General features: G+C 49.7%; 9 protein-coding genes and 2 pseudogenes. 5 read left to right on the forward strand and 6 right to left on the reverse strand.

All coding sequences use genetic code 11. The features are described 5' to 3' along the window. Nucleotides 1-505: 505 nt before the first annotated feature. The 5 genes and pseudogenes from DB847_RS07325 to pflB all read left to right on the forward strand — a co-directional run bounded on the left by DB847_RS07325 (nt 506) and on the right by pflB (nt 6966). Nucleotides 506-817 carry a hypothetical protein gene (locus DB847_RS07325; protein ID WP_108650089.1) on the forward strand — a complete coding sequence of 104 codons (312 nt, stop codon included), beginning with the start codon at nt 506-508 and terminating at the stop codon, nt 815-817. 102 nt (nt 818-919) lie between these two features. Next, nucleotides 920-1924: a bifunctional threonine ammonia-lyase/L-serine ammonia-lyase TdcB gene (gene tdcB, locus DB847_RS07330; protein ID WP_108650090.1), complete on the forward strand. Its 1005-nt coding sequence runs from the start codon at nt 920-922 to the stop codon at nt 1922-1924. A gap of 11 nt (nt 1925-1935) precedes the next feature. Then, nucleotides 1936-3273: a threonine/serine transporter TdcC gene (tdcC, locus tag DB847_RS07335; protein WP_108650091.1), complete on the forward strand. Its 1338-nt coding sequence runs from the start codon at nt 1936-1938 to the stop codon at nt 3271-3273. Nucleotides 3274-3419: 146 nt separating this feature from the next. Beyond that, a complete protein-coding gene (tdcD, locus tag DB847_RS07340) occupies nt 3420-4628 on the forward strand; it encodes a propionate kinase (RefSeq protein WP_108650092.1) in 1209 nt (402 codons plus the stop codon). Nucleotides 4629-4672: 44 nt separating this feature from the next. Continuing rightward, nucleotides 4673-6966 (forward strand): annotated as a pseudogene (pflB, locus tag DB847_RS07345) (formate C-acetyltransferase). Between the two features lie 424 nt (nt 6967-7390). Here the strand turns inward: pflB and flhA are convergent. The 6 genes and pseudogenes from flhA to DB847_RS07375 form a co-directional block, all read right to left on the reverse strand. Further along, on the reverse strand, nt 7391-9496 hold the full coding sequence (flhA, locus tag DB847_RS07350; protein WP_108650093.1) for a flagellar biosynthesis protein FlhA: 2106 nt from the start codon (nt 9494-9496) through the stop codon (nt 7391-7393). A gap of 7 nt (nt 9497-9503) precedes the next feature. Beyond that, a complete protein-coding gene (gene flhB / locus DB847_RS07355) occupies nt 9504-10622 on the reverse strand; it encodes a flagellar biosynthesis protein FlhB (RefSeq protein WP_108650094.1) in 1119 nt (372 codons plus the stop codon). Further along, complete coding sequence (gene fliR, locus DB847_RS07360; protein WP_199911769.1) at nt 10603-11400, reverse strand: flagellar biosynthetic protein FliR; 798 nt, start codon at nt 11398-11400, stop codon at nt 10603-10605. The genes flhB and fliR overlap by 20 nt, the downstream gene beginning before the upstream one ends. 2 nt (nt 11401-11402) lie before the next feature. Further along, on the reverse strand, nt 11403-11672 hold the full coding sequence (gene fliQ / locus DB847_RS07365; protein WP_108650095.1) for a flagellar biosynthesis protein FliQ: 270 nt from the start codon (nt 11670-11672) through the stop codon (nt 11403-11405). 8 nt (nt 11673-11680) lie between these two features. Beyond that, nucleotides 11681-12417, reverse strand: a pseudogene (fliP, locus tag DB847_RS07370) (flagellar type III secretion system pore protein FliP). 6 nt (nt 12418-12423) lie between these two features. Then, on the reverse strand, nt 12424-12780 hold the full coding sequence (locus DB847_RS07375) for a FliM/FliN family flagellar motor switch protein (protein WP_108650096.1): 357 nt from the start codon (nt 12778-12780) through the stop codon (nt 12424-12426). Between the last annotated feature and the right edge of the window lie 4 nt (nt 12781-12784).

The following is a 12784-nucleotide window of genomic DNA, read 5'->3' on the forward strand; positions in this document are numbered from 1 at the left end:
CAATCGACGCCCAAATGAGAATGTTTAGTCTGGAGGGAATTTTTCTTTCTCGTGCTGCGCACGGCTGATATCAGGTTGAGCAGGGATCTCCTGGCATCCTTTGGGAGGCATAGCTTGTGGCAAAGGCCATATCTTCACAGAACAGCTAAAACTCAAACGGTCGTTCCTGGCTCAGAGTTCAGAACGAATAGAGCCGATGGAATATGGGTGAGCACTCAAAAAACACGCACCGATTGTGCTTTAAATGATCAACCCAGGGATTTTTAGTGATGCAGAAGCAAGTTAAATAACTGTTCCAAATAGTAGAACACTTGGAGCAGCTGTTGAATTGTGAATAAGCAGACCCTCTGCGTCAGGGGTGAAATGGTTTTAAGCCATTGAACGAGAGGTATGGATGCCGAACTGGGAAAGGCTATCAGGGATGATAGCCGATGCGGTGGAGCGATTCATAGCGTGTCTGCTAGCACACATCAACAGATGTAGCAGTAATAGGATTAGCTAGTTAATGGGTAACTCCAACCAAAATATAGACGCCAACATAAAGGAAGAATATCGCCCCGAACGTGTTTTGAGCTCTCTATACCTTTACAGGCTATTTGCAGAAGGTTATGGAGCAGCTCTAAGAGCTGGAGTTGTGAAGAAAAAGCATGTGAGTATTAACAAAGTATTTACACTATTACCCTGCCCAAGTTCCCTGAAAAACCAATTATCTGTATTTGATTCTCAGGAGTTATTAATTTTCTGTATAAAATGCGCCCAATACGTAACCCCGCTCACACTTCTTGATTTTAAAGCTTTTCATAGACTCTTGTTTTAACTTTATGTGTTTAAAGTCACATTAACCCAAAGAGAATAAACATAATATGTCGTCCAGAATTGATGTGTCATGGTGTAATTCTTTATAGGATGTAATCTTGCAATGAAAATAGATGAAAACCTCCAAGTGGATCTTCATGATATTAATGAAGCCAGAGAAAAATTATCCGGTCATATATATAAAACACCTCAGGTTCACTCCAGTTACATTAGTGATAAATGCAATGGAGAAGTCTATTTAAAACTTGAGAATATGCAGCGCACTGGTTCTTTTAAAATTCGAGGCGCCTTTAATAAACTCTGCTCATTAACACCACAAGAGCTGGAAAAAGGTGTCGTTGCTTGCTCGGCTGGAAATCATGCACAGGGAGTTGCTCTATCCAGTACAGCGTTTGGAGTTGATGCGAAAATAGTTATGCCATGTAATGCTCCGAAAACTAAGATCGATGCAACAAGAAATTACTCGGCAGAAGTTATTCTGCATGGTGATAATTTCAACGAAACTATCGCCAAGGTGAGTGAAATATCTGAGATTGAGCATAGGACATTTATCCATCCATTTGATGATGCAAAAGTTATTGCCGGGCAAGGAACGGTTGGCTTGGAAATTATTGAGGATATGAGTGATGTCGATAATGTCATAGTTCCTATCGGAGGTGGTGGTTTGATTGCGGGTATTGCTATCGCAATTAAATCAATCAATCCGGCGATCAAGGTGATCGGAGTACAATCTGAAAATTCACATGGAATGGCAGCCTCCTTTTATAAAGGAGAAATAACAAATCACAGGGTCTGCGGCACATTAGCAGATGGGTGTGATGTATCAAGACCAGGCCGTTTAAATTTTGAAATTGTAAAACAACTGGTTGATGATATTGTACTGGTTACTGAAGATGATATTCGAAACAGCCTAATGGGTCTGCTTCAGCACAATAAGATCGTGACTGAGGGCTCGGGAGCATTGACTTCTGCGGCAGTGCTTAGCGGTAAGCTGAACCACTATGTTGAAGGGAAAAAAACAGTTAATCTAGTCTCGGGAGGAAATATAGATCTAACTAAAGTCGCTGAAATTATCGAAAGGCAGAATACATATCAGTTTTCTTTATAAGGAATGCAGTTATGATATTGGATGGTGTAATCACTAATAGTGAAGATAAAGATAGTTCAAAGAAGTGGCGTAAAACAGATACAACCTGGACTCTTGGGTTGTTCGGTACTGCCATCGGTGCCGGAGTACTATTTTTCCCAATAAGAGCGGGCTATGGTGGTCTCATCCCAATATTGATAATGCTTGTACTGGCTTATCCGATAGCTTTCTTCTGCCATCGAGGTCTGGCCAGACTGTGTCTTTCCAGCTCAAGAACCTCTGCCGATATAACTGAAACCGTAGAGGAGCATTTTGGAAAAATGGGAGGAACAGTGCTCACTTTCCTCTACTTTTTTGCAATCTGCCCTCTGCTTTGGATATATGGAGTTACGATTACCAACACCTTTATGACATTCTGGGAGCATCAACTGCACTTTGCGCCACTCAATCGTGGAATTGTTGCTCTATTATTGCTGCTACTCATGTCATTTGTAATCTACTTTGGCAAAGATTTAATGGTCAAGGTGATGAGTTACCTTGTATTCCCGTTTATTGCCAGTTTGATTATTATATCTCTATCTCTCATTCCATACTGGAATAGTTCTGTCATTGAGCAGACTAACTTTAGTAGTATTCCCGTACTGGGTAGTGATGGACTTCTGGTGACAATATGGCTAGGCATATCCATCATGGTTTTCTCCTTTAATTTTTCACCGATAGTCTCCTCTTTTATCGTATCCAAGCGCGAAGAGTATGAAAATGAGTTCGGACGGACATTTATAGAGAGGCGCTGCTCAAAAATAATATCTAATGCCAGCATGCTGATGGTCGCCGTGGTTATGTTTTTTGCCTTTAGCTGTCTGTTTACCTTATCACCACAAGATATGGCCGAAGCAAAGGCTCAAAATATACCTGTGCTCTCTTATCTGGCTAACCACTTCTCTTCAATGACAAGTCATCAGTCTGTATTTGCCACCACTTTGGAGTATGCAGCTTCTATTATCGCTCTGGTTGCAATTTTTAAGTCATTCTTTGGTCATTATCTTGGTACCCTTGAGGGGTTAAATGGCTTGATTGTTCGCTCTCGCTACCAGGGTGATAAAAGCAAGGTATCTTCAAAGAAACTAAATATGGTCAGCATGTTGCTTATTATGGGATCGACCTGGCTGGTCTCCTATATTAACCCAAACATCCTTGATCTGATTGAGGCCATGGGAGCGCCAATTATCGCAGCACTGCTTTGCCTGCTACCTATGTATGCAATCCATAAAACCCCTTCACTAGATAAATATAAGGGAAAAATTAGTAATGTGTTTGTAACCGCTATCGGTGTTTTAACCATCCTTAGCATTGCATCGAAAATATTTTGAGTGTGAATAGTGTTGGCAACTCAGATCAAGCTATCAAGCCTTGGTCTGAGTTTGCTTGAAAAATAAGATAAATAGAAAAGGAATACAAGTGATTTGTAATCTATTGCCTTATGAGATTAACGACTCCAACGCTACAGAGGTCTTCAATGAAATATGATTCTTTAGTTCTGGTTATTAATTGCGGGTCGTCATCTGTTAAATTTTCCGTATTAAACACCGAAAATCATGATGTCATCATCTCCGGTATCGCAGATGGTATAGCGACCGAACATGCCAAGCTGAAAATTGACCATGATCAGTGCATCGCTTTATCTGAAAACGATCACTCCAGCGCCCTGACCGCCATTGCAACCGAGCTTCAACAACGCAACTTGTTACAGAAGATCACCATGGTTGGTCACAGAATTGCTCACGGTGGCAGCGAGTTTAGCGAAGCCGTATTGATTGATGATGAAGTACTGGAAAAAATCAGACGGGTTTCTCCCCTGGCACCTTTGCACAATCATGCAAATCTCAGTGGTGTCGCCGCGGCGCGTCGGCTATTTCCTTCCCGGCCACAAGTCGCTGTATTTGACACCGGGTTTCATCAGACCATGAAACCTGAAGCCTATATCTACGCTCTGCCTAAGAAATACCTTTTGGAGCACGGAGTGAGACGCTATGGCTTTCACGGGACCTCCCATAGATACGTCACCGAACAAGCGATCGAGTTTCTAGGACTGCCCTCTCAGGACTGTGGCCTTGTGATTGCCCATCTTGGTAATGGTGCTTCTATCTGTGCGGTCCAGGATGGTAACAGTGTGGATACCTCAATGGGGATGACACCACTGGAAGGGCTGATCATGGGGAGCCGCAGTGGTGATATTGACTTTGGAGCCCTGGCTTATATCTCGAGCAGAACCGGGCAATCGATTGAGGATATCGAGCAGATATTAAATAAACACTCAGGTTTATTAGGGATCTCAGGTTTGTCCTCCGATATGCGTGTTTTGGAGGAGGCTTACCAGGAAGGTCACTCCGGAGCAAAACTGGCCATTCATGCCTTTGTGCACCGTGTTGCTCGCCATATCGGGGGGCATGCAACATCATTAAGAAATCTTGATGCGGTGATCTTTACCGGCGGCATAGGTGAAAACTCATCATTCATCCGAAAGCTGGTGTGTGAGCATCTGAAGGTCTTCGGCATATCACTTAATGAATCGACCAATAAAGAATCTAACACAGCAACAAATAGAGTCATCTCCTCCACAGATTCTTTGGTCCATACCGTGGTCATTCCAACCAACGAAGAAAAGATGATTGCCCTCGATACGATTCGTCTGGGGGAAAAGGTTAGTCACCTTGAATATGCCTGAGAACATCAAAAAGTAACCGAATGAATTATAAGGAGTATTGTTTTATGAGGGTTGATTTAGAGTTAAATCAAGATATGTATCTCCAGGCTTGGCAGGGTTTTAGCGGTGACAGCTGGAAAGGTGAGATAAATGTCCGAGATTTCATCCAGGAAAACTATAGCCCCTATGAAGGGGATGAACATTTTCTAACCGGAGCAACTGAAGCAACCAGTACTTTGTGGAATAAGGTGATGGATGGGATCCGCACCGAAAATGCAACTCACGCTCCGGTCGATTTTGATACCAAGGTCGCAACCTCGATTACCGCCCACGCTCCCGGTTATATTCAGCAGGGGTTAGAAAAGATAGTCGGCTTGCAAACCGATAAGCCGCTGAAACGAGCGCTACACCCATTTGGTGGAATCAACATGATCCGTAGCTCCTTTGAAGCTTACGGACGTGAAATGGATCCAGAGTTTGAACATACATTCAGCGAGCTGAGAAAAACACATAACCAGGGGGTGTTTGATGTCTACTCCCCACAGATGCTGCGCTGTAGAAAATCAGGTGTACTGACCGGTCTGCCAGATGGATATGGGCGTGGGCGGATTATCGGCGACTATCGCCGGGTTGCACTTTACGGCATAGACTACCTCATCCGGGAGCGCGAGCTGCACTTTACCGATCTGCAATCATCCCTGCTGCAAAATGAAAATCTGGATCAGGTGATCCGCCTCCGTGAAGAGCTGGCAGAGCATAAGCGAGCTCTTGGGCAGATAAAGAAGATGGCACATAGCTATGGCTTTGATATCTCCGGCCCGGCCCGTACAGCTCAGGAGGCGGTACAGTGGCTCTACTTTGCTTATCTGGCGGCAGTGAAATCCCAGAATGGTGGCGCCATGTCTCTGGGTCGAACCGCAACATTCCTCGATATCTATATTGAGCGAGATCTGAAAAGTGGAACTATCTCTGAACAGGATGCCCAGGAGCTGGTCGACCACTTCATCATGAAAATTCGCATGGTACGTTTTCTGCGAACCCCAGAGTTTGACACCCTGTTCTCGGGAGATCCCATCTGGGCGACCGAGGTGATCGGCGGCATGGGGCTGGATGGCCGAACCCTGGTGACCAAGAATTCGTTTCGCTATCTCAACACCCTGAAGACTATGGGGCGGCTCCCGAGCCAAACCTGACCATTCTCTGGGCAGATCAATTACCCGAAGCGTTTAAAAGCTATGCGGCGAGAGTCTCTATCGAAACCTCATCCCTGCAGTATGAGAACGATGACCTGATGCGAAACGATTTCCACAGCGACGACTATGCCATCGCCTGCTGTGTAAGTCCCATGGTCATAGGCAAGCAGATGCAGTTTTTCGGAGCTCGAGCCAACCTGGCGAAAACTCTGCTCTATAGCATTAATGGCGGGGTTGATGAGAAGTTGAAGATCCAGGTCGGTCCACAGGTCGCGCCAGTGATGGACGAGGTCCTCGACTATGATACCGTCATGGAAAATCTGGACAATCTCATGGATTGGCTGGCCGAGCAGTATATCAGTGCCCTCAACCTGATCCATTACATGCATGATAAGTACAGCTATGAGGCTTCGCTGATGGCGCTGCACGATAGAGATGTGCACCGTACCATGGCATGCGGGATCGCCGGACTTTCGGTTGCGGCGGACTCTCTGTCGGCCATCAAGTATGCCAAAGTAAAACCGATACGTGATGAGAGCGGGTTAGCGGTCGATTTTGAGATCGAGGGTGAATACCCCCAATATGGCAACAACGATGAACGTGTTGACAGTATTGCCTGTGATCTGGTCGAACGCTTTATGAAAAAGATCAAGGCGCTACCCACTTACCGCGATGCAGTGCCGACTCAATCGATTCTGACGATCACTTCCAACGTCGTATATGGCCAGAAAACAGGAAATACTCCGGATGGACGCCGTGCGGGAACCCCATTTGCGCCCGGAGCCAACCCCATGCATGGCCGTGATCGCAAAGGGGCCGTCGCATCTTTGACATCTGTGGCCAAGTTGCCGTTCAAATATGCCCAGGATGGGATCTCATATACCTTCTCGATTGTTCCGGATGCCCTTGGCAAAGATCCCCTGGTCAGAGAAAATAACCTGGTGGGTCTGATGGATGCCTATTTCCACCATGATTCGCAAGCGGAAGGGGGCCAGCACCTCAATGTGAACGTGATGAATCGTGAGATGCTGCTCGACGCAATTGAGAGCCCGGAGAAATATCCAAGCTTAACGATCCGGGTGTCTGGGTATGCGGTACGCTTCAACGCCCTGACCCGAGAGCAGCAACAGGATGTCATTTCCAGAACCTTTACCAACATGATGTAACGCCGATCCCCAAGATGGGTACCTTGTGGGCGACTGCTTATCCTGCAGTCGCCTTTGACGGGCTCATCTCGCCTGTTTGGCTCGCTCCTTCAGCTCAGCCAGCTTTATAGCTAGTACAGCTAAGCGTTATTAACCTTACCGCTTAGCTATTGTTCTTCCGCACTGCAACAACCCCTTTCGGGGGTGCCCGACGGCACATTACTTTTGTATCGCCAAAAGTAATCAAAAGCTCACTCCGCGCGATGAGTCCCTCCATCGAGCTGCGTTATTCGCCATCCATGGCTCAAATGCTTCACCATATAAGCTAGTGGTCAAAGTATTTGAGCTATGTGGTACTAGTTCTGATCCTGGCTATCCAGCTATACACAGAACCCTGTGCATTGGGGAAAATCCTTTTCCCTTTGCTACTATGGGGGACTGGGGATCATCCGATATTACACTGCACATTGATGTGTTTCTCTTCCGGTATTTCGTTAAAGGCGACGACCTTGAAGGGCTTGGCGACGATGCGGCAGACCCGGTTCATCAGAGGTCGAAGCTGGGGTACGACCAGCAGAATCGGCGGCTGGGAGGATTGTTGCAGCTGCTCACAAGCCAGCGGCAGATGCTGCTGGAGCTGCTCGGAGACGTTGGGTTCCAGGGTGATATTTTCAGGAGCGATATTTCCGGTTTGCATCGCCTGGTTGTAGCTCTGCATCAGCAGCTGCTCGAGCCCGGCCGAAAGGGTGGCAACCGTGAGTTCTCGATTGTTACCTATGAGGTTAAACATCAGCAATCGCGCCAGGGATTTTCGTACCTCACCACACAACAGAGTCGGATCCTTGGTGAACTCTACCGCTTCGTTAAGTGCGGTGGCGATACTAAGCAGATCGGTGAGGGGCACCTCATCGCGAAGTAGTTGCTGGAGGATTTTCAAAAGCTGGCCGATGCTGATCTTATCGGGTACCAGCTCTTTTTGCAGACTTCCCGAGATTTTACCTAGTTGATTGACCAGCTGCTGGACCTCATCATAGGTAAGAAGATCCGGCAGGTGTTCGGTCATCACCTTACGCATATGGGTGGCGATCACGGATGCGGGATCGATCATGCTATATCCCAGAGCGATCGCCTCCTCCTGTTGCTCGGGCGGGATCCAGTAGGCACTCAGACCATAGGCTGGATCCTGGGTGAGTTGCCCCTTGAGTTCACCAAACACTTCACCCGGGTTGAGCGCCATCAGCTGATCTGGGTGGATCTGTCCGCCGGCAACTTCTACTCCCCGTAGCTTGATTCGGTAGTGTTCCGGGTTGAGATTGAGATTATCGCGAACCCGCACACTGGGTAACAGAAACCCAAAGCGCTGGGAGAGTGTCTTGCGGATCCCCTTGATTCGCACCAGCAGTTCACCTCCCTGTTGTTGATCCACCAGGGGAACCAGCCGGTAGCCAAGTTCCAGGGTCAGGGTATCCATGATAGGAATATCGCTCCAATCCAGCTCTCGCTGGGATTCAAGCTCCATCTGTTTGACATTGTGTTGCTGCTGCTCACTGATTTCGGCCTGCTCACGGTTTGGCGTACTTTGACGGATGAAGTATCCCAGGGCAGCAGCCAACAGGCCAAAGCCAATGAATGCCAGGTGGGGCATGCCGGGGATGAGGCCAATGATTAGCAGCAGCGTCGCAACCATCATTAAAATTCGCGGTGAGCCAAACATCTGCTGAGCGACCTGCTCACTGATGTCCCGGGATTCAGACACCCGGGTGACTATGATCGCTGCCGCCGTTGAGAGCAGCAGTGCCGGGATCTGAGCCACCAGTCCATCACCGATGGAGAGCAGGGCAAAGGTTTTAAACGCCGCAGTAAAGCTCATCTGATACTGCATCACACCGACACAGGTTCCGCCGATGAGGTTGATAAAGAGGATCAGCAGGGCCGCGATCGCATCCCCTTTAACGAACTTGGAGGCTCCATCCATCGAGCCGTAGAAATCCGCTTCCCGGGTCACGTCCTCCCGGCGTTTTCGAGCCTGCTGCTGATCGATCACTCCGGCGTTGAGATCGGCGTCGATCGCCATCTGTTTGCCCGGCATGGCATCCAGAGTGAAGCGTGCCGAGACCTCGGAGATCCGGCCCCCTCCCTTGGTGATGACCACAAAGTTGATGATCATCAGGATCGCGAAGACCACGATCCCTACCACATAGTTGCCGCCGATCACCACTTGACCAAAGGCCTGGATCACCCGTCCCGCAGCTTCCGAGCCATTGTGGCCGTGAAGCAGTACCACCCGGGTTGAGGCGACATTCAGACCCAGACGTAACAGGGTGGTGACCAGTAGTATGGTGGGGAATACTCCGAAATCCAGAGGGCGCAATGAGTAAACGGCCACCAGTAACACGATCAGCGACAGTGTGATATTGAAGGTGAACAGCATGTCCAGCAGCGCAGGTGGCATCGGCAGTGTCACCATGGCCAGCAGCATCAGGACCAGTAATGGGATCCCAAGCTTTTGCTGGTGCAGAGAGTGAACAAGGGCAAAGGTTTTGTGTCTCATAGCTCGATCAATATTGAAGATGGTTTGGAATTGAGTAACTGGGCAAGGGGGGTCTTGCCTGGTCGCCGGAGAGCCTCTGAATATAGACCAGGATCAGGGCGACGGCCTGGTAGAGCTCGACCGGAATCGCTCGATCCAGCTTGGTGGTGTAGTAGATAGAGCGGGTCAGATCAGGGATGCTCAGGATCGGGGTCTGGTGGCGTCTGGCTGCTTCACGGATCTGAGCCGCCATATGATCCATCCCCTTGGCGATCAGGATTGGGGCGGGATCCTGCTCCGGCTGATAACGAAGTGCCACCGCATAATGACTGGGGTTGATCAGTACCGCATTGGCTTCACCGACAGCCTGGAGCATCCGGCGCTGACTGATCTCCCGCTGCTGGCGGCGGATCCTGGATTTGACCTCCGGCTTGCCCTCATTTTCTTTATGTTCATCTTTCACCTCTTGCTGTGTCATCCGCAGTTTCTGCTGGTGTTCCCACCACTGGTAGGGGATCTCCAGCACGGCGATGACGACCAGGGTCAATGACATATAGAGCAGCCCGTGCCATAGCAACTGGTTAAACTGGAGTAACGCCTGAGGCAGCGGGAGCTGACCCAGGCGCAGGATCTGCGGCAGTGATCCCTGCAGCATCAGATAAAGTGCCAGACCAATAAAGCTGACCTTGAGAGTGGATTTAACCAGCTCAACAGCAGATTTTCTGGAAAACATCCGCTTGAATCCAGAAGCGGGATTCATCTTACTGAATTTCGGAGCCAGAGATGAGCTGGAGAAGTTGAGGCCGCCCAGCAGCAGGTTTCCACCGATCCCAAGCAGTAGCAATAGCAACAGGATGGGGCAGCTCAGCACCAGGCAGTCGATCAGTGCCTGCTGCAGATGATGGAGCAGTAGTCTGGGATCAAACAGGCTGGTGTGATCAAAGCTTAAATTTTCCCTGAAAAGGCGCAGCAGGTGCTCACTCATCATAGGTGCCAGCAGTTTTAGTCCCAGGGCGGTTCCTGTCATCATCAGGGCGCTGACTAACTCCCGGGAGCGCAGGATGTCGCCTTGCTCCCGGGCCTTGCGCAGCTTATCCGGGGTGGGGGCCTGATTTTTCTCCTGAGAGCTATCCTGACTCTCTGCCATCAGGGGGCCCCATCAGCTGGTTGAGCTGTCGAAGCAGCAGGCTGAGCAGCCTGCCAAAATTATCGGGCAGGTTATCAAAGGTCAGAGCAAGGATCACTACTCCCAGAATGATGGTCATCGGAAAGCCCAGCGAGTAGATATTAAGCTGGGGAGCAGCCCGATACATCAGGCCGAAGGCGATATTCACCAGTAACATGGCCACTATGGCGGGCAGCACCAGTAACAGCGCAGCTCCAAACATCCAGCCCGCCATATGGGGCAACTGCATCAGGTGCTGCGGGCTGAGCAGGGGGCCCCCAATCGGCAGGTAATGAAAGCTCTCGATCAGGATCTTCAGGGCCAGCAGATGACCGTTGAACAGGAAAAACAGCAGTATGATGGCCGCCTGATAGATCTGACCAAGGATCGGAACACTCACACCGTTGACCGGATCATTCATGGCCGCCATGCTTAACCCCATCTGCATCGATACCATCTGTCCCGCCAGGGTGAAAATAGTGAAGAACAGCAGCAGGCTCAGACCAAACAGGGCCCCGATCAGCAGCTGCTGCAGGGTCAGGCCGATGGCTGCGATTGAGAAAGGATCGATGGCCGGGGCCGCAGGCATAAAAGGGTAGATCACGACCGCAAGGGAGAGGGCCAGCAGGATCCGCAGACGGCGGGTGACCAGCTTAGAGCCAAACAGGGGCATGGCAAGCAGTGCCGCCAGGATCCGGAAGAAGGGCCACCAGAGTTGACCTATCATCGCACTGAGCTGAGCAAAACTAAGGGTCAGCATGGCTAGCTCACCAGGGATGGGATGCTGGCATAGAGCTGCTGGACAAAGTCAACCAACTGGCTGAGCATCCAGTGACCGCCCAGCCCCAGGGCGGCAAAGGTCACCAGTAGTTTGGGCAGAAAGGAGAGGGTCTGCTCGTTGACCTGGGTTGCGGCCTGAAACAGGCTGATCACCAGGCCTATCACTAAGCCAGGCAGGACCACAAAGGTGACCAGGGTGCTGGTTAACCAAACCGCGTTTCGAAAGATCATGGCAATTGACAGGGTATCCATGGGGCCTCCTAATGGCCAAAACTGTTGGCGAGTGAGGCGATGGTTAGATCCCAGCCATTGACCACCACAAATAGCATCAGCTTAAAGGGAAGAGAGATCACCAGTGGCGATAGCATCATCATTCCCATCGCCATCAATACGCTGGAAACGACCAGGTCGATGATCAGAAATGGAATATAGATCAGAAAACCAATCTGGAAGGCTGTTTTGAGCTCGCTGAGTACATAAGCAGGAACGACCAGGGTGAAGGGGATCTTGGCAACCGGGGTGTGCGTCTGCATATGTGCCAGGTTGAGCATCAGCCCCAGATCGGCCTTGCGGGTCTGAGCCAGCATAAATTGACGCAGTGGCTGCTCAGCTCTCTTGGCCGCTTCGACCAGAGAAATTTGATCGGCCTGATAGGGCTGATAGGCATCGGTCATGATCTTATTCAGAACCGGATGCATCACCACCAGAGTCAGGCTCAGGGCGATTCCGATCAGTACCTTGTTCGGCGGACTTTGTTGAAGCCCCAGCGCCTGACGTAAAATCGCCAGTACTATGATGATACGGGTAAAGCTGGTCAGGAGCAGCAGGGCGGTTGGCAGAAAGCTGAGTGCCGTCATCAGCAGCAGGATCTGCATCTTGACCGAATACTGATCCCCGAGGGGGTATGGGTCACAGTGAGCAGAGGGATCCCGCTGTCAGCAAAGGCTGGTGAACTGAGCAGCCAGCATCCCAGGATGATGATGATAAGGCGTAACATTTGGGATTAGCGACTCTTGGGGGAGTCATCTAGCAGCTTGGTGATTTTTAAACCAAACCTGCCATCAACGGCGACGGCCTCAGCATAAGCGATCAACTGACCGTTTACCTTGACCTGTAACGGGGTGCCGAGCTCCTCATCCAGAGCAATCAGTGAGCCTGTGGTTACCTGCATCAGTTCACCCAGGCTTATCTGGGATGAGGCTACCTCCAGGGTGAGGGTGACAGGAATATCCCTGAGCCGGTTCATGGCTGAGTTCGCAGAGGGTTGCAGATTAAGCTCTTGATCAAGATCTGCAAAAGGGTTGTTACCTTCTTCAGCCAGCAGCTGCTCCAGATCATCCACGGGGGAGGTATGTTCCATAAGA

Source organism: Dongshaea marina (genome assembly GCF_003072645.1).
GTDB lineage: Bacteria > Pseudomonadota > Gammaproteobacteria > Enterobacterales > Aeromonadaceae > Dongshaea > Dongshaea marina.